Origin of the sequence: Heliomicrobium gestii, from assembly GCF_009877435.1 — a bacterium.
Taxonomy (GTDB): Bacteria; Bacillota; Desulfitobacteriia; order Heliobacteriales; family Heliobacteriaceae; genus Heliomicrobium; species Heliomicrobium gestii.
Genome location: NZ_WXEX01000009.1, coordinates 105,182 through 122,841, shown reverse-complemented (window position 1 = coordinate 122,841; position 17,660 = coordinate 105,182). Strand labels below are relative to the sequence as shown.

Here is a 17,660-nt window from a genome sequence, read left to right as displayed (position 1 = left end):
TCCTCCCTATGTTGCGCCCCTGTTTTGGGGCGTTAGTCGATATATTTGCAGATGGGTTTGGACTATTATTTGGACCGCTGTCGCTTCGTCACGGGGCGGCTAGGGCCGGTCGCTTAGAGCTGCGCGGCGGCTCGCTTCGGCGGTTCCGCTGGGCGCCAAACCTCTGGGCTTTTCTGCATGTGAACCATGGCGCCCTTGACGCTCCACCGCCTGCGCTCGCTTTTTCGCCGCTCCGCTCAAACCGCTCCCGTCCCTAGCCACCCCTGACGTTTCAAAGTGATGTTCCCATTTGCCCCATACGTTCATCCCAACTCCCGCGATATTATTCCCCTCCACCCTAACCCCGCCTGAAAACAAAAACCAGTCCCCATATTCCTACCATCACAGTCTGCCACAGTCTGCTAATACATCGACATCGAATTTGCCCTGCCCTATCGCCAATTCAATGCCTCTTCAGTGCCCCCCTAACATCACATACCGCCAGATGACCAGTAGGGTCAGCAGGTACAGGAGCCAGTGGACCTGGCGGGCTTTGCCGGTGACGGTTTTGAGGAGGGTGTAGAAGACGATGCCAGCGGCGATGCCGTTGGCGATGTTGTAGGTGAAGGGCATGAGGGTGAAGGTGAGAAAGGCGGGCAAGGCGTCGGTGAAATCGTCAAAGTCGATGTCGCGGACGGCGCCGATCATGAGGACGCCGACGACGATGAGGGCCGGCGCGGTGGCGGCGTCAGGGATGAGGCGGAAGAAGGGCGCCAGGACGAGAGCGAGCAAGAAGAGGGCGCCCGTCGTCACCGATGTCAGGCCGGTCCGCCCGCCTTCGCCGATGCCAGCGGCCGATTCGACGTAAGCGGTGATCGTCGAGGTGCCGAGGAAGGCGCCGAGGCTGACGCCGGCGGCGTCGACAAGCATGGCTTTGCCGATCTGGGGGGAACGCCCTTTTTCATCGAGCAGCCCCGCCCGCCCGGCGGTGCCGACGAGGGTGCCGAAGGTGTCGAAGAGTTCGACGAAGGTAAATGTCAGCACAACAGAGACGAGCCCCAGTTCCAAGGCGCCGCGAAGGTTCAATGACCCGACGGCGAGGTCATTGAAGGCGGGCCAGGTGAAGGAAAAGTCAGCGATCGGGGTGACGCCCATGGGGATCCCCAGCAGGGTCGTCGTGACGATGCCGATCAGCAGCGCGCCCCGCACCCGCAAGGCCATGAGGACGGTCGTCACGATCAGGCCGAAGAGGGCCAGCATGGTGTCCGGTTTCAAAAAGCTGCCGATGGTCAGGTCCCACTCAAAGTAGAGCAACTGTCCATAGCCGCCCGTGCCGGTCACATTGCCCAGCGACGGCCCCAGGTGGAGGCTGGCGACAGTCAGGTGGGACAGCTTCAACCCGATGATGGTGATGAAAAGCCCGATGCCGACGGTGATCGCCTTTTTCAACGATGTGGGCACCGCTTCGATCAGCAGTTGGCGCACCTGGGTGACTGTGAGCACGATGAAGATCAGGCCCGAGATGAAGACCGCCCCGAGGGCCACATCCCAAGGGATGCCGCCCCGTTGGGAGGCGACGACAGCGAAGTAGGCGTTGAGGCCCATGCCCGGCGCCAGGGCGACGGGAAAGTTGACATAGAGGCCCATGGCGATGGTGACCAGCCCTGCGCCGAGACAGGTGGCGAAAAAGACGGCGTCTTTGCTCATCCCCGTCGATGAGAGAATCCCCGGGTTGACGGCCAGGATGTAGGCCATGGTCATGAAAGTGGTGATCCCGGCGGTGATTTCCGTGGCGACGTCGGTTCCTTTGGCTCTCAGGTGAAACAGTTTTTCCAGCACGGCGGCGTCTCCTTCTTCATTGAAGTTTTGGATCGCCCGCCCTGTGGCTTCTATATCTTAGCAGAGGCGAAAAAACAGTGTCAACAAAGGGCAGGCTATTGGTTATGAAAGAAGATTAAAGGAGATTGCTGATGCATTGGATCGATTTTTGGATTTTGAGCCGCCCCCCTATCGCCCTGCGCTACGGCGTCACCGCCGCCGCCGCCGGATTCATCGAAGGCGGTTCGGCCCACTCTCTCCTTTTGGCCGGTTTGTCCGGCATGATCTTTACCGCTGGCGTCTATGCCTTTGACGACATCGAAGATCTGCCGGAGGATCGGATCAACCACCCCGAACGTCCTTTGCCGGCCGGGAGAATCACTGTCAAAGCGGTCCGCGCCTACGGCGTGATTTGCCTGATCGCAGCTGTCGCGCTCGCATCGTTCCTGCATGACCGGACGGGCGCGATGGCGCTGGCGGCGATGGCAACCTTCGCGGCGATCCCGCCGTTGCACCGGCTCACAGAGCGCCACTGGATCGGACGGGGCCTCTCGGTCTTCGCCTTCGTCTTCTCGGCCTTTGTCCTCGGTTCGGCGGGAGCGCCGGGCGATCTCTCGTCCCGCCTGTTTCTATTGGCCGAGGCGGTCGGCGTGCTGCACGTGGCCACACGGATCATCAGCGACGAGCAGGACCTGGAAGGCGACCGGGCGCGCCTGCGAACCCTGCCGTCTCTTTCCTTGGCCAAAGCGCGCCGCTTTATCCGCAATGTCCTCGCCCTGTCAGCGGCGTTGCTCCCCCTACCCTACTTCTTTGGCTTTCCACCGCTCTACCTGTTATTCTCCCTGCCGCCGGCCCTTCGTATCCTCCAACAAGCGATCGCTTGGCGAATGGATCAAGCGGGCGGTCGTCCCGGTCACGCCCTCGCCGCCATCGTGCTCCTGGGCGCCTGTCTGAGCCGGTGAGCGCATTCCACAATTTCTCCACCATGCAAAAGCCATGCCAAACAAGGGGAGCCGCGCGCTGTACGCCGCCGGTCATCGTGTCGCCCCAACCACCCGGAGCGTTACCTCGAAGGTCACCGGAACCGTGGGAAAGACATCATGCCAGTCCAAGGCTCGCCACTCTTCGATGTTGATCGGCCGGACAAAGCGACCGATCTGCAGCACATCAGACCGCATCTGTTGCGTTTTTTTCAGCATGCGATCCATGTCATCGACAAGCGATCGGCTCCCCTGAACCCCCATGGCGTCAAAATCCTCCATGGTATAACGAACTTGCGGCGGGTTGGCGTCTGAGAGCATCCCCGTCATATCGACGCGGATCGTCGCCGCATACTGGCCAGGGCCTTCGCGGCGCACACGGTAGGAACTCTTCACCTGCTGAATCCGGACGGTTACATCGCCGACCTTGTCGTCACGGGCATTCATCTGTCCTTTCATCTGCGGATCCCTCCCTCCCTCGCTCCCGCCGGGGGCGTGAAAGCGGAAAGTGTAGAGGAAGGGGACCCGTTCTTCCCGGATCGTCGTCATCAACGCTGTTTCCGGCACGTTCAGGGCGCCGACCATCTTGTCATGGTGGAAGATCGCCGTGCCAATGTACCGGATCTTTCCCTCTTCCCCCCGGATGTAAGGGACGGTGATACAGCCGGTCTTGTCCAGATAGGTCCGGTAGGCGTCCCAGAGAAAGGTCCGCGCGATCGCCGGTGATCGCGTCTCGGCGTTCAATTGACTGACCAGGATGTTCCCCCCTTGCGTCCCCTCCAGGGTGATGGTTTTGCCGGAAAACAAGGTCTGCAGGTCTGTTTCCGACACAAAAACGTAAGCGTTGTGCCGGACCGACGCCTGAAACATGCTCCAAGACAAAAATGGGAAGATACCTTCCCGGGCGGCTCGTTCTCGGATGACAATCGTCCCCGACAAGCCAAAGTCCAACTGGCGAGGCAAGACGGTTTTCGAATGCTCCACGCAATCATCAATGGTCTCGCCCTCCAGGCGTGGCGCCACCGTCGGCGGCCCGGCTGTTTTGTCGGGGGCGGGCTGGGTGTTGGACTCCGACTGTTTGGGATTGTGGATGTCCGGGATCAATGCTAACGCTTTTTTTTCACCGAGATCGAAGCCGATATTCATGACCAAGGCGCGCCGTTCAATGGGCATCTTATCCTGGCAACCCGTCAACAGCGCCCCGAAAACAAGCAATAAGAATGTCAATGCCCGGATGTCTTTGCGCTTACCCATGACAATCCCCTCCGGTTCCGCGAGAGGCCGCAGTTTTTTTCCGGCGGAAGCGGGCCAGAAGCAACAGAATCCCCACTGTGCCGATCATAAAGATCCCCCAGAGGGGACCGAGCCAGCGGAGAAACTGGGTGGATTGTTGAAAGGCTTCGAACCAAGACCGGAGCAAAAAGGCGACCACAAAATACACATAGATAACGGGATGATAGTTGGTCAGGTTTAACCACTGTCCGACCGCGCGCGCGCCGGTGACAATCATCGCCGCCATCGCCGTCGTCGTGGGAAACATCCAGAGAAGGACCAAGAAGATGTCGACCCGTTGAAAAAAGACCATCTGGCGCAAGGTGGTCATCTTCACTTTCAAGGGCTGCTCAAAGCTGGAGGCCATCTCCATCCCCAGCGTCCCCAGGATCAAAAAAAGGGTGAGCAGCAGGTAGAGGATTCCGACGATCGTGACGGTGAGAATCACCCAATACATCTTCTTGCTATGCCCCAAGGAGTCATTGAGGAACAGGGGCAGGCTAAAGCCAAAAAAGACCATCAGCGAAGCGTAAAAATCGAGGCGGCCCCAGTAGGAAAAATCAAACTGGTTCACCGGAAGGACCAGTTCCAGGCGAATATCGGCGATGGAGAGATAAAACATGACCACCGTCAACGGAAAGATGATCACCAGGTGCTCGTCGTTGGTCCGCGTCACCACTTCGGTGCCCATGAGAGCGATCCAACAGGCGATGGCCAGCAGGATGGTGGACAGGACGACCGGCGCCGTCTGGTTGAGATGCACATCCACGAGCAGTTCGGCAGCGATCCGGAAGACGGGAAGGGGCAGGGCCCAATGAAACAGGACCAGCGGCAGCGTGATGACGACGCCAAGCCAGCGTCCTGCCAGCTTTTGAGCAACCCCGACGATGTTGTCTCGCGGGAAACGGGCGCAAAAGTACCACGCCAGAGCGGAGGGCAGCAACGACAACAGCCCGCCGGACAGGAGAGGCAGCCAGGGATTGTAGGTGACGCTGTGCAGCAAAAAGCCATGGTAGTAGAGACCGGCCCCGGAGACAAAAAAGGAGCCCATCAAGAGTCCGATCTGGATCATGGAGATCTCTTCTTTGTACACAGTACCCTCTCCAAGCGGCTGATCTGGCGCCGGTCATACCTTCGCCAAAACCGGTCAAATATCGTCCATGCTGTCTTCGTTGTATTTCATCGACTGGGTATCCCAGTGTTGTCCATCCTCAGCCTTAAAGGTTCGTGGACGGTTTGTCCGCCACTTGGGCGAAAAGAGGTAGATCGTATCGGTAAGGTCCCGGAGATGGATGGCCGACATCTGGCTCAGATAGGGAACGCCATAGGATTTTAAGGATCCCACATAGGCCAGCACGGTGGTCGCGGCAAAGACGACACCGACCACACCAAAGAAGGCAGCCCAAATCATGAAATAGTATTTCAAGAGCCGCATGGCCTGAAGCATCGATAGATTGGACACGGTCAGGTTGGTGATCGCCGTCACAGCCACGATGATAACGATGATATTGGAGGCCAGTTTTGACTGGACAGCCGCCTGTCCCAGGATCAGACCACCCACGATCGTGACGGCGCCGCCGACGATGCGCGGCAGTCGCTGGCTCGCTTCCAGGATGATGTCAAGCATGAGCAACATGAGCAGCACCTCCACCGTTGGGGGGAAGGCGATCCCCTCCCGGGAAGCGGCCATGTTCATGATCAACTGGGAACCGATAATCCCCGTGGGAAACTCGGTGAAGGAGATGTATAAGGCCGGCAGCATCATGGTCAGGTGGTTGCCGACGATCATGCGCAAAATGCGGAAAAAGGTGGCCAAAAGGGGCGAATAGTAGTAATCCTCCGGGGTGCGCCAGAAATCGATGAAGATGGCCGGCACCACCATGGCCGATGGCGAGTTGTCGATGAAGACGGCGATGCGCCCTTCCATCAAAGCGGCCGTCACCCGGTCAGTGCGCTCACTCGTCAGGCTGAGCGGAAAAATGTTGAAGGATCGCTTCTGTAACAGCAGCGACAGTTCGGCCACATCATGGACCACGTCGATGTCAAGGCTTTTCAAGTCCTCCTTGACAGCGTCGATCCGGGGGGGATAGGCGATCCCCTCCACATAGGCGACGACCGCCTTTGTCTTGCTCCGCCGGCCGATGGTCATCGATTCAAAACGCAATCGCTCGTCTTTGATGTGCTTGCGCAGCAACGCCGTGTTGACGCGAAGGGCCTCGACAAAGCCCTCAATGGGCCCGCGAATCACCTGCTCCGTGATCGGCTCGCCGACAGTCCGGTGTTCGTACTGGTGGTTGAAGATGACGATTCCGGAAGACAATCCTTCGGCAAAGAGCAGCGTGTTGCCGTCAAGCAACTGGCTTTTGGCCTGATCGAGCGTTTTGATCTTCTGCCAGTTGGGGACAGAGATGACCGTCTCTCCAAGCGCCTCAAAAATATCGGACGACTCGTCCTGGGGCGGCGCGTTCTGCAAGGGCTCAATCACATGGAGGGCCAATTCTTTTTTGTCGATGAGACCCTCAATGGCGGCCAGGAGAAATTTGCGACCCAGCGCCGGATTCTCGATGGGGCGAAAAAAGAGATCCTTGGGCTCGCCGAGGGCTTGTTTCAATGCGTCCTTCGTCGCCTCCAGGGAGGCCGGCAAGGCCCGCTCGACCTTCCCGGAGCGGTCATCGGGCGGAGGCAGTTCGTCCTTGCGGTGTTTGTAGAGGAAGGTGTTCCAAAAGCTCTGTTTGTTCTCTTCGACCATGCCTTTCACCCTACAGTAGCTTTTCCCCGAAGCGGAAGGCGACATGCCCTTCAAATCATTGAAACGCGTCGCCTGTCGGACAGGGAATCCCTCACCGAATCCATCGCCTGAATAATCAATAAAAAAGGACTTGCGAATGTGAAAAACAACACCACCTGTTGTGAAAGTTAATTATTTGTTATACTTTCCGTAATGGAGCAAGAATCGAAGTCACAGGCGGCGCGACCTCCCTCGACAATCCCAAAATGTTTCCGGTAAAATGGGAACGAGGGCACGACGTATCTGGAAACCCAAGAGAAAGAGACTGGACGAGACAAAGAGAGGGGTTTTCCAATTGACCAAATCAAAGAAGATCACGTTGGAACTATCACCGGAACGACTCCACTGGCTTGAAGGCCAATCCGATTTGCAGGGTGAACCGATTCCCGAGATCCTGTCGCGTCTGATCGATGACGCCATCGCCCGCGACAACCTGGAACAACTTCGTCCCGAATTGGAGTCGATGATCAAATCGACGGTGCGCAATGTGGTTGAGATGTCAATCACCCAGAAGACGATGGTCGCCGTCAAGCTCTTTGATGAAGCCGTCTCTCCGGCCATGAAGGGGTTCGGCAACCGGGTCACGGAAAGCGTCTTTAAGATGGCCGATCGGGTGGAGCGGCTGGAAAAGCAAATTTACGCCATGAACAAAGGGCAGTTCCGTGACGGCGACACTCCGGAAACGGAACCGACCGCCTCAAAAATGGCTGCGTCGGCGGCCGCCACGGCCCCGTCGTCGACGCTCGGTGTTGCCTCGGCAAGGGCCGGTGAACCGATCGGCTCATCCAGTGAAGGCCCTCGCAAAGAAGGTGTCCTCCTTGACCTGCGCGATCACCTGACCGGCGGCAATTGGCCGGAGTGAACAACATATCGTGATGCCGCAAAAAGCCCCGTACTCTTGATGGAGTCCGGGGCTTTATCGCGCTGAAAAGGGCGCAACATCGTTGCGATTCCGGGAAAAATAGCATTAGGCTTCCATGGCGCCGGCAAAAGCCACATCCTTGTTATCGCGTAAATTTTCGCAATCTTTTAATAACAGAGAAATCACCTTTTTCACATTACAATAATAGTTATCTTGTTTCCTATTTCACAAATACACTCAGGGGGTGATCCCATGCACCAGACCCGCAACAGCCGTGAGACCTTTTCTTCCGGCCTGGCTGTATTCTTCGCCACCCTCGGTTCTGCCGTCGGATTGGGGAATATATGGAAGTTCCCTTACCTCGTCGGCGCGAACGGCGGCGGCGCTTTCCTGCTCGTCTACTTCCTCTGTATCCTCTTCGTCGGTTTGCCGGTCATGGCCAGTGAGTTCTTCATCGGTCGCAAGACTCGCAAAAACGCCATCGGCGCCTTTGAACAATTGAAGCCACGCTCTCCCTGGAAACACATCGGCACCATGGGGGTCGCCGCCTCGGGTCTGATCATGTTTTTTTACAGTTGTGTCGCCGGCTGGGTCTACTACTACCTGTTCAAGGCGCTCCGTGGCGACTTCGCTGGCGTCACCCTCGACTCGGCAAAAGCCCAGTTCGGCAGTGTCGTCACCGACCCTGTCTCACCGATTCTCTGGCAGGTCATCGTCATGGCCGTCGTCTCGTTGATCCTGACGATGGGCGTCAAAAAAGGAATCGAAAAGATCACCAAGACATTGATGCCGCTCTTGTTCCTCATCATCGTCATCATCGACATCCGCGCCATCACCCTGCCCGGCGCGTCGGAAGGGCTCAAGTTCCTCTTCCATGTGGACTTCAACCAGTTGAGCGGGGCCGTCATCCTGACGGCTATGGGCCTGGCTTTCTTTAAACTCTCCCTCGGCATGGGCACCATGATCACCTACAGCAGTTACTTTACGGAAGACAACAACCTGCTCGGCACAGCCGCCAAGGTGGCTATGGCGGACACGCTGGTCTCCATGCTGGCCGGCATCGCCATCTTCCCGACGGTCTTCGCCTTCGGCATGGAACCGGGAGCCGGTCCGGGGCTGCTCTTCATGACCATCCCCCTCGTCTTTTCCCAGCTGCCCTTCGGCAACGCGCTGTTGATCGCCTTTTTCTTATTAACCTCCATCGCCGCCACGACGGCCATGCTCTCCCTTGTCGAGGTGCCTGTGGCCTACTTCAGTGAAGAACGGGGTCTCTCCCGCAAAACATCGGTGCTCCTCTGCGCCGTCGTCATCGTCCTGCTGGGCATCCCGGCGTCACTCTCGGCAGACAGCGCAGGCCTGCTCGGCGGTGTCACCCTCTTTGGCAAAAGCTTTTTTGACTTCTATGATTTCGTCTCCTCCAACATCATGCTGCCTTTAGGGGGGCTCTTCATCGCCCTCTTCGCCGGTCATGTCATCGACAAGGCCCAATGGCAGCAGGAGTTGACCAACCAGGGTCGCATCGGCATTGCCGGCGTCGTCGCTGTCGTCCGGTTTATCGCCCGCTATGTGACGCCGGCCCTGCTGATCATCGTCTTCCTTCATTCCATCGGCGTGTTGTAAAATCGACCGTAAAAACGCAGACCGCGATGATCGGGCTCTTCGCCTATCATCGCGGTCTTTGCTTTTCCTGTCTTTTTTCGTTTTCGCTGTCTTGCCGGATCGGCCTAACGCGCCTGTCTACATCCAACGCTTGTGTTGCCCGGTCATTTGGGCCGATAATTCCCCCGCATCCAGCGGTACAGGTCGTCATAGATGGCGCGGATCTTCGGATCGCTGCTGTTGCAGACACGGACCAGGGTCTTCGAGGCGGCGTAGTAGGCATTCGTCATGGAACCGTCGGCGCCGAGTTGGTGGGCCTTGTTGAGCTGTTTGTAGAAGGTGTCGTAGTGGCTGGGCGAATAGAAGATCTGATCGCTGATCTCCAGTTCCATGCCGAGCCGGTACTTGCGGGTCAGCGCCGCCGTCCGGTCCATTCGCTCATCGGGCTTGCTGTCTTCCGCGTAGTAGTTCGGTTGCAACAGCACATATTCGAACCCGTAGGAGCGCCAGTTTTCATAACCGTTGGCGCCATAAAAAGGGATCCAGTAGAAGTCGCGCTTGTCGGCGCGGACGAGGCGGGCCGCCCCCTGCACCAGTTCCGTTTCGTCAGGGATATTGGCGTCAATCGTCTCGGCATACCAGTAGATCCCGGCCAGTTCCAGATGGTCGAACTTGGCGGCATTCCACCGGTTGACCAGTTCCCCGTAATACCACTTCTGCGCCGCCAACCGGTTCGCCAGCGCCTGCTCGCGGCCCACTTGAGCGGCGTCGAATGAGAGAACCGGTCCCTTTTTCTCCAGGCTGCCGAAGTTGTGTTCCCGGCTGTTGGGGTAGGGCAACGTGAGGATGACCTTTTCCTTTTCTGTCGTTCCCAGGACATTGTTCATTTGGGCCACGGCGTCATTCAGGGCGCTCAGTTGGACGCCGGGAGCAAAGAGATCCTCCAGATAGGCGCTCCACTTGTCCTTGACACTGCCCGTCTCCTCATAGGGGAGGAAAAGCATCGTATCGAACATCCGCCCCTGAAGGCGCTGGTCCTTGCGGTAAGCAACCATAGGGAGAAACTCATCGCTCGTCCATGTCCCGGCTTTTCCGTAGTTTCCTGTGTAGATGAGCAGGATGTCATTGACGCCGGGAATCTGAAGGGTATTGTCGGCCGACTTGACCACCCGTTCATCGCGGCTCAGCACCACCGGTTTCGTCGCCGCCGGGGCGCTCTCGACGGTCAAACGCCGCGCAAAGGCCCAGTTGTCGACAGGGAAGCTGAGTTTTATGTACCGCGCATTTACGGCCGGAAATCGCAAGGCCAGGATACGTTGCTGCGCTTTCGCATCAGAAGGCGACAGGCGATGACGGACCTCGCCCAGGTAATACCAATTGACGCCGTCGGGAGAGATGGCGCCTTGCAGGTACGGGGGCATCAGGATCCCCAGTTGCAGGTTTTGCTGAAACTCCAGGGAAACTCCAGTCACCGGGCGCAGCCGCTGCAGATCGATCAGCACATCGCGGCCTTCCTGGCGGAGAAAGCCGGTCCAGGTCTCTTCGGGCGATGCCAACCCTGCCTTGGGTCCGGGGTAGAGTTTTGTCTCTTGCTGTTGAAAAGCGAGGTCAGGCCCATGTTGGCTGATCTGGACGGTATACTCTGTATTCGCGATCGGCGCAGACAAGGCCGGGGCATCCTTTTGATCGGCCGGCGACGCCGTTTTTACCTTGGATGCATTGTAGGCGTCCACCTCCAAGGGGTACGCGGCGAGGCCGGCGTTGACAGTGACGAGGCCCTGCGGCGCCTGGGGTCCCAGGGTAAACCCGTCATCGCCGGACAGCCGCCCCAGCTTGAGGTCGTCGATACCGAAGACAGGCGTAAACCCGATAGCGCCCCCGTTGCCCGGTGTCCACTGGGCCGGCGCGCCAGGCGGGACTTCAACGGCTTTCGTCTCATCGGGACGAAGGCCGACTTGACGCTTCGATGTAACGGCGACGGCTTGCATGGCCTGGTATTTCCGGAACTGGCGCAGCGCCTCCATCAAGCGCTCCGTCTCGGAAAGGGTCACTCCGTCCTGTGGGCGAAATCGGCCATCCCCTGCCGCCAACCAGCCCTTGCCAGCGGCAAAACGAGCGGCAGAGCGGGCGTCTTCAGCGATCTCCTCTTCATCTGTGAAGGGGTCGCCAGGGTACAATTCTTGGCTGTCTCCCAAGGCGCGCCAGAGAAGCAACGCAGCGTCCTGCCGGGTCATGGGCTCGGAAGCGCCCAGCCGGTCCGGCGATAGGTTGGACAGCAGGCCCAGACAGTTCAGCGCCTCCACAGCGCCGCCGTCGAGGGAACCGGGCGAAACATCGGCGAAGGACGCCTTTGACGGGAAGAGGGGCTGGATTCCCAGCGCTGTGGCCAACTGGGAGAGGAACTGCAGCCGTTTGATGGCAGGCTCTCGCGGTGCTTCTAGAGGAAGCCCTTGCGTTGAGGCTTCCTTGCTCAGTGGCGGCGCGCCGCTTTCGCCGGGTGAGGCGACGGCCATGGTGACGGGGGTAAGACAGGAACCGACGAAAATCAATGCTGCCGTACAGGAAGCAACCAGTTTTCTTTGCATCTTTGAACAAATCTCTCCGTTTCGATTTGGATTATTAAAGGTAACTTCGCCCTTAAAACACAAATTCCCTTTCCCATGATCTGTAAGACCAGCATGTCCCCCTACCCTAAAACGGCAGAAAAATCGCCCCCTGCCTAAAAGACGCAGGCGGCGCGATGAAAGTTCCACCGAACAGGCTATCGTCGCATCAGCAACATGAGCCCACTGAGCACACAGGCGCTCCCCATCAGCACCCGCCCGTTCAATGTCTCCCCAAAGAAGAGGATGCCAAAGAAAAGGGTCACTAACGGGTACATGGATACCGTTATGATCGTCCATCCGGCAGGATTTTTGCTCAACAAAATATAGAAGAACATAAGCCCCATCAGATCCAACAACCGACTCAAAAAGCCCCATCCCAACGTCGCGGGCACTCCCTCTACATCACCGCCGTACTTCTTCGCGATCCAGTACAACAGCGGCAGAAACAACAGCCCACATAGCTCGGCCCAGAAAATGCCCCACCATGGATTGATGCCGGTCAAGAACTTCTTGTCCATGATCGGCCACAAGCCCCAGCAGAGGAGGACAAACATCAGCATGTAGCCGGTCATCGTGTTTTCGCCCTTTCCTGGAGCGATCCGTCAACGAACAATTCATGTGATGGGTATAGCCATTTCTATCTTTATACGCATAGGCTAGCAGCGAGTGTACCGCTTCTTCTGCTCCGTTTTCTTTGAAAACCAGTGACGCGCTTTCAAGAGATTGACGAACCGTCGAAGGAGGACCGCTCATGGAGATCATCACCATGTCCTGGCCGAGCTTGGGTTCGATCGACCCGGAGAAGAGCCTCTTGTTCTTGCCCATTGTCCCGCTCGAAGAACATGGCCCTCATCTCCCCATCGGAGTCGACTGCCATTGCGCCGTCGAGGGATGCCGGCGGTCAGCAGTCAAACTGGAAGGCCAGTCTTCGCTCCGCCCCTATGTCTTTCCCTTGATCCCCCTGGGTGTGGCCAGGGAAACGGCTGATTTTCCCGGCACCCTGTCTCTGACCGAACAGGTCTTTTTCCCCTTGGTCGTTGAACTGCTGTCTTCGGTGAGCCGGTGGGGGTTTCGCTATGCCGTCGTCGTCTCTCCCCATGGATCGCCGGCCCATCTCGCCGCTATCCACGCCGCCATCGCAGCGGTCGAAAAGAACCATCCGCTCAGGGTCGCCGAGCCCTTTGCCCACTGGTTTTTCCATTTACCTCATGATCCGGCGCCCAATGCCATTCCGGACATTCATGCCGGTCGCGTCGAAACATCGCTCATGCTGGCCCTGCATCCGGAACAGGTTGACCGGGAAGCGGCGCGGCAACTTTCCCCGGTGGCGATCGACAACCTGCATTCCTCCGGCACATGGCGGGAGAAAGGCGCGTCCGGCGGGTATTTGGGCAATCCTGCTGCGGCCTCCGCTGAAGAAGGGCAGCGATTGCTCCCTGGCCTGGAGATCTGGGCCGACGCAGCCATGGACCTTCTGAAAGGCGTCGCCTGGCCTCCCCCTCCTTTGATCCAAGGCCTCACGAACAAATTCTTACGCATGGATCCGTAAAAGAAAAAACCGCTGCCATTCGGGCAACGGTTCAGACTGTTTGTTCCGTGCATACGATTCGTGCGCTGTGCGGAAGGAAAGGAGGGCGCCCCGCCCTTTGGGATCCGCTCAAGCTGTGACCCCGTCCTGACTGCTTTGATCGACCGCTTCATTGTAGGCGCTCATGATAGCGGAAGAGACGACCTCGCGCGCGTCAGCAGAGATGGGATGAAAAATGTCGCAGTATTTGCCATCTGGCCGCTTGCGGCTGGGCATGGCCACGATCAGGCCATTGGGTCCTTCCACCACCTTGACGTCATGGACGACAAAGGCGCTATCGAATGTTACAGAGAAGATTGCTTTTATCTTGCTGTCCACATACAGTTTGCGAATCCGAATGTCTGTGATCTTCACGTTCGAAACACCCTCTTCAAAAGTTAACCTAACCTTATATTATTACGTATTTTGCAAATGTCAATCCTTGCAAGAACAAAAACAAAGATAAATTCGCTGGACCGACGACCCTTCTTCAAGAGATGTTTCGGAGAGGTGAATTTTCGTAAGTCGAATCCTGTTTTTGATTCGATTTTTGGGTCATTCCCCCCTCTGATCGGGTTCTCCGGTCACATAACCAGTTCCCTTCGGTTTCAAAGGGAAAATTGCCCGGTCAAGGTCTTGAGCCGTTGCGCCATCACATCTAACCTGGACGCCGAATCGGTTCCTTCATGTACTGAGGCCAGTTGTTCCTCTGAGGCAGAGGCGATGACCTGCGAATGGGCTGTCACCGTAACGATGTTTTCTTTCACATCGGCCACCTGGCGCAACACCGCTTCGCTCTGGCTGCGCAATTCTGTCGCCCGGTCGGCGATGGTTTCCACATGGCTGGCGACGTGTGTGGATATCCGCTCAACCTCCGCAAAGACCTGGCCCGATTTTTCAATCAAAAGGGAACCGTCCCGGACGGTCTCCGCTTCCTCGGCGATGGCTCGGATCGATGCCTCCGTTCCCTCACAGACGCGCTGGACGATCGACTGAATCTCAGCAGCGGCGGCAGCCGATTCCTCGGCCAGTTTGCGCACTTCTTCGGCCACCACGGCGAACCCCCGTCCCTGGTCGCCCGCCCTCGCCGCCTCGATGGCCGCATTCAGGGCGAGCAGGTTTGTCTGGCTAGCGATCGCCGTGATCGTTTCAATGATCTGGCTGATCTTCTGTGACTGTTCACCCAGGGCAGTGACGGTCTCTTCCGTTTCCATGGACTTTTTCCGGATGCGCTCCATGTGCGCGGTCACCTGATCGATCACGCGGGCGCCGCCCTGGGCCGACTCGGCCGCTGCCCGGGAAACGGTCCGCGTCTCTTCGAATTCTTGAATCATGGCATGGATGTTTCCCTGGATCTGGGTGACCACATCGACCGAACGCTCTGCTGTTTCGGCCACAGCCTGGGAACGAGCAGCCACCTCTTGGACGCCATTGGTGATCTCTTCCGTGGCTTTTTCAATATCGCTCATATTTACCTTCAATAGATCGAATGATTGGGCAACCTCATCGGCGCTGGTATTGGCGCCCAGGATCAGCGCGCGCAGGTTCTCCGCCATCGTCCGGTAGGCGTCAATGAGGGTTTTGATCTCCCCTTGCCCTTCAACATGAACCTCGCGAGGCCGCAGATCGCCGCCAGCGATCGTCCGCAGCAATTCCGCTGTGGCGGTGATCGGTTTGGCCAACCGGCCCGATGTGGCTGTGCCGAAAGCGAGGGCGATGAGGAGACTCACCAGCAATGTGCCAACAGTGACCATTTTTATATTCTTCTCCGTCTGTACGCTCGCCGTCACCGGGATCGCCGCCGCCACCTGAGCGACCACATCGCCATTGATGTCTGCAAGGGGACGGATCGTGCTCAGGTAGTAGGTCTCTTTCACCTGGCGCTTGCTCACTTCCTCACCAGGCGGTTGTTCGGTTGCGAGCCCTTCATCGGTCGTCATGAGCCATTTTCCCTGATCGGAAAAGAGGGTGATATCGGCGCCCACCAACTTTTTCACGGTCTCCAGATGAGGCGTGTCCACATATGTGCCCAAAACCAGATAACCGACCGGCAGACCGAGGCCCTTTGACTCCAAGATCTTGGCCGCGCCGATCAAGGCCAGCCCCTGTTCGCCCTGGTAAAAACCGGAGATCAGTTTCTCCCCGGCGATCAGCTTTTTTATGGAGGGATGTTTGCGCAGATCACCGGAGAAACCCTCCTTTCCGTAGGAAGCCAGGATATTTCCCGACAGATCGGCGACAACACCAAAGTCCATTTCATAATCATTGATCGCGCCTTCAATGATTTCCTTATGAATCCATTCTTTCTCGTTTTCGTTCAAATGCTCATGGGCCTCATCCCAAAAGGCATAGGTCTTCGCCGCCACCTCTGCCCGCTGCAGCAGAACACCCAGGGTGTTTACGGTGGACTCGCCGGCAAAGCGCGCCTGTTCCCGTTCGATCTCAGCCAAGCTCTTGTTGACAGAAAAATAACTCAAACCACTTGCCAACAACAGCGGCAACAGCGCGAACATGACCAACCAAAAAAGGATCTGTTTGCGAATCGACATGGCCTTCCCTCTCTCTACAGTAATGCCTTGATTACCGGGACGATTGGGGCTTGCTGTGGCTCCTTCTGGTTCTCACTTTCGCAACCTGCTCGACGTCGATTGTCACTAAGGATGTCATGCTCATGAAGTTGAACCTAATTCTATCGGAAAAAGGTTTATATTATCATAGAAACGCTCGCTTTTTTGGTAACTGCTGAACGGCCAACGATCGTTGTGGTAGAGCTGGCGCAGGGCCTTTCGTCGAAGCGATTCGGGACAACGTAACGAACGAGAAGATGAGCGGGCGCTACTGCGGTGTGCAACGCTGTCCGCATCGAAAAGCGAACCCGGCGGTGGACCGCCGGGTTCGCTTTTCGATGCGGTTGTCAGTTCGCGAAATGGAAGGTGGTCGCCGGGGCAGGAACAGCCAGGGGCGGAATGGACAGTTCATGCCAGCGCATGACAACCCGGTAGTTGCTCTGCCCCCAGAAGATGACCCGCTGGCTGTCCGCTTCCACCGTGATCTGCCAGATATGACTGGCGCCGGGTTTTTCCCATTGTCCCACAACGTTGGCCGCCTCGTCATAGGCGACGATGCCAATGCCATTGCGGGCGACTACGTTGTAGACCCAGTAGGTGTACCCACCCCAACGGATCACCGGATGGGTGGGGCTCGGCGCGCCGGCGTCCGGTCCCCACGCCGCGGCCTCGACAAGGCCATGGGGGATCGGCGGATGGCTGGTCGCTGGGACTCGAACCACCATGGGAATCGCCTGTTGTCCGTACATGGCATCACCTCCACTAAGATGAAGATAGACTTTCTTCAAAATTCAGAAAATTCCTTCTAGTATTGATGAAAAAGATAAAAAATATTTGAATGAGCGATTTTAGCCACAAGCGCAGCTCAGCTGTTCGGAACACCATTATTCAGACCTGTCTCGCAATGCCTCCATGTCGATGATGCGCACCGTCTCCAGGTGAAAATCGATCAACCCCTCTTCACGCATGCGCGCCATCTCCCTCGACATAGAGGGCCGGGACACGTTCAGAAAGTCGGCCAGTTCGTTTCGCTTCATGGGCAAGCGAAAGGTGGCGGCGCCGGCTTTTTTTTGCTGCTCCAAGAAAAAGGCGCTCAGTTTTCCCCGCATGCTCTTGATGGACAGGTACTCTACTTTTTTGTTCAGCATCATGGCCTTCTCGGAGATGATGCGAAGCATGTTTTGGATGATGACGCGGTGCCAGTCGCAACTGCGTTCACATTGACCGATCAGCTTGCGCCGGGGGATGAACATGACCTGACTCTCTTCCTGAGCGATGACCGTGGCCGGCCAGCTGGCGTTGGTGGAAAAGACAACGATCTCGCCAAAGAGGCCCCCGGGACGGAGCATGTCCATCATCGCTCGGTGACCGGCCGCCGTTTCCTTGATCACCTGGGCTTCGCCTGTGAGCAGAATGCCGATGCTGTCAAAGGCTTCGCCGGCAAAGGCGATGACATCGTTCCTTTTATACCGGGCAATTTTCGGTTCAAGGCATACCTGCATCGCCTTGACCACCTCGGGTGTCAGGCCGTTGAAGAGCGGGCAGGCGCTCAGCCGGAGGATCTCTTCCCTGTTCATGGATTCATTCCTTTGCGCGTTTTCGGTAGCTATGGCTACCGATTT

General features: G+C 57.5%; 14 protein-coding genes. 4 read left to right on the top strand and 10 right to left on the bottom strand.

All coding sequences use genetic code 11. The features are described 5' to 3' along the window. Nucleotides 1-453: 453 nt before the first annotated feature. Entirely contained in the window at nt 454-1,818 is a 1,365-nt protein-coding gene (locus GTO89_RS11675; protein WP_161262271.1) for an NCS2 family permease, read from the bottom strand. A 131-nt stretch (nt 1,819-1,949) separates the two neighbouring features. Here GTO89_RS11675 and GTO89_RS11670 point away from each other — a divergent pair, with 131 nt between their 5' ends. Continuing rightward, nucleotides 1,950-2,759, top strand: a complete 810-nt coding sequence (locus GTO89_RS11670; RefSeq protein ID WP_161262270.1) for a UbiA family prenyltransferase — start codon at nt 1,950-1,952, stop codon at nt 2,757-2,759. 72 nt (nt 2,760-2,831) lie between these two features. Here GTO89_RS11670 and GTO89_RS11665 read toward each other — a convergent pair whose 3' ends face one another. From GTO89_RS11665 to GTO89_RS11655, 3 genes are read right to left on the bottom strand one after another with little or no spacing between them, the layout of a single operon-like run. After that, nucleotides 2,832-4,031, bottom strand: a complete 1,200-nt coding sequence (locus tag GTO89_RS11665) for a Ger(x)C family spore germination protein (RefSeq protein ID WP_161262269.1) — start codon at nt 4,029-4,031, stop codon at nt 2,832-2,834. Next, nucleotides 4,024-5,142, bottom strand: a complete 1,119-nt coding sequence (locus GTO89_RS11660) for a GerAB/ArcD/ProY family transporter (protein WP_161262268.1) — start codon at nt 5,140-5,142, stop codon at nt 4,024-4,026. The genes GTO89_RS11665 and GTO89_RS11660 overlap by 8 nt, the downstream gene beginning before the upstream one ends. Before the next feature lie 54 nt (nt 5,143-5,196). Further along, nucleotides 5,197-6,798 carry a spore germination protein gene (locus tag GTO89_RS11655; RefSeq protein WP_161262267.1) on the bottom strand — a complete coding sequence of 534 codons (1,602 nt, stop codon included), beginning with the start codon at nt 6,796-6,798 and terminating at the stop codon, nt 5,197-5,199. Between the two features lie 334 nt (nt 6,799-7,132). Here GTO89_RS11655 and GTO89_RS11650 point away from each other — a divergent pair, with 334 nt between their 5' ends. Together GTO89_RS11650 and GTO89_RS11645 are read left to right on the top strand one after the other, a co-directional pair. Next, on the top strand, nt 7,133-7,699 hold the full coding sequence (locus tag GTO89_RS11650) for a hypothetical protein (protein WP_161262266.1): 567 nt from the start codon (nt 7,133-7,135) through the stop codon (nt 7,697-7,699). Nucleotides 7,700-7,951: 252 nt separating this feature from the next. Continuing rightward, nucleotides 7,952-9,319 (top strand): sodium-dependent transporter, encoded by a 1,368-nt coding sequence (locus GTO89_RS11645; RefSeq protein ID WP_161262265.1) that lies wholly within the window; start codon nt 7,952-7,954, stop codon nt 9,317-9,319. A gap of 143 nt (nt 9,320-9,462) precedes the next feature. Here GTO89_RS11645 and GTO89_RS11640 read toward each other — a convergent pair whose 3' ends face one another. Further along, on the bottom strand, nt 9,463-11,883 hold the full coding sequence (locus GTO89_RS11640) for a DUF4855 domain-containing protein (protein WP_161262264.1): 2,421 nt from the start codon (nt 11,881-11,883) through the stop codon (nt 9,463-9,465). Between the two features lie 176 nt (nt 11,884-12,059). Further along, nucleotides 12,060-12,476, bottom strand: a complete 417-nt coding sequence (locus GTO89_RS11635) for an EamA family transporter (protein WP_161262263.1) — start codon at nt 12,474-12,476, stop codon at nt 12,060-12,062. Nucleotides 12,477-12,655: 179 nt separating this feature from the next. On the opposite strand from GTO89_RS11635, the gene GTO89_RS11630 reads away from it, so the two are divergent. After that, a complete protein-coding gene (locus GTO89_RS11630; protein WP_161262262.1) occupies nt 12,656-13,453 on the top strand; it encodes a creatininase family protein in 798 nt (265 codons plus the stop codon). 108 nt (nt 13,454-13,561) lie between these two features. Here GTO89_RS11630 and spoVG read toward each other — a convergent pair whose 3' ends face one another. From spoVG to GTO89_RS11610, 4 genes are all read right to left on the bottom strand, one after another. Next, nucleotides 13,562-13,846 carry a septation regulator SpoVG gene (gene spoVG / locus GTO89_RS11625; protein ID WP_161262261.1) on the bottom strand — a complete coding sequence of 95 codons (285 nt, stop codon included), beginning with the start codon at nt 13,844-13,846 and terminating at the stop codon, nt 13,562-13,564. A gap of 233 nt (nt 13,847-14,079) precedes the next feature. Further along, nucleotides 14,080-16,020, bottom strand: a complete 1,941-nt coding sequence (locus GTO89_RS11620) for a methyl-accepting chemotaxis protein (protein ID WP_161262260.1) — start codon at nt 16,018-16,020, stop codon at nt 14,080-14,082. 365 nt (nt 16,021-16,385) lie between these two features. After that, on the bottom strand, nt 16,386-16,787 hold the full coding sequence (locus GTO89_RS11615) for a hypothetical protein (protein ID WP_161262259.1): 402 nt from the start codon (nt 16,785-16,787) through the stop codon (nt 16,386-16,388). A gap of 135 nt (nt 16,788-16,922) precedes the next feature. Beyond that, entirely contained in the window at nt 16,923-17,615 is a 693-nt protein-coding gene (locus GTO89_RS11610; protein WP_161262258.1) for a Crp/Fnr family transcriptional regulator, read from the bottom strand. Between the last annotated feature and the right edge of the window lie 45 nt (nt 17,616-17,660).

Excerpts from the sequence above, each read along its gene's own strand:
- GTO89_RS11670 (WP_161262270.1), top strand. The coding sequence starts at position 1,950 with ATGCATTGGATCGATTTTTGGATTTTGAGCCGCCCCCCTATCGCCCTG.
- GTO89_RS11665 (WP_161262269.1), bottom strand. The coding sequence starts at position 4,031 with ATGGGTAAGCGCAAAGACATCCGGGCATTGACATTCTTATTGCTTGTT.
- GTO89_RS11655 (WP_161262267.1), bottom strand. The coding sequence starts at position 6,798 with ATGGTCGAAGAGAACAAACAGAGCTTTTGGAACACCTTCCTCTACAAA.
- GTO89_RS11645 (WP_161262265.1), top strand. The coding sequence starts at position 7,952 with ATGCACCAGACCCGCAACAGCCGTGAGACCTTTTCTTCCGGCCTGGCT.
- GTO89_RS11640 (WP_161262264.1), bottom strand. The coding sequence starts at position 11,883 with ATGCAAAGAAAACTGGTTGCTTCCTGTACGGCAGCATTGATTTTCGTC.
- GTO89_RS11635 (WP_161262263.1), bottom strand. The coding sequence starts at position 12,476 with ATGACCGGCTACATGCTGATGTTTGTCCTCCTCTGCTGGGGCTTGTGG.
- GTO89_RS11630 (WP_161262262.1), top strand. The coding sequence starts at position 12,656 with ATGGAGATCATCACCATGTCCTGGCCGAGCTTGGGTTCGATCGACCCG.
- GTO89_RS11620 (WP_161262260.1), bottom strand. The coding sequence starts at position 16,020 with ATGTCGATTCGCAAACAGATCCTTTTTTGGTTGGTCATGTTCGCGCTG.
- GTO89_RS11615 (WP_161262259.1), bottom strand. The coding sequence starts at position 16,787 with ATGTACGGACAACAGGCGATTCCCATGGTGGTTCGAGTCCCAGCGACC.
- GTO89_RS11610 (WP_161262258.1), bottom strand. The coding sequence starts at position 17,615 with ATGAACAGGGAAGAGATCCTCCGGCTGAGCGCCTGCCCGCTCTTCAAC.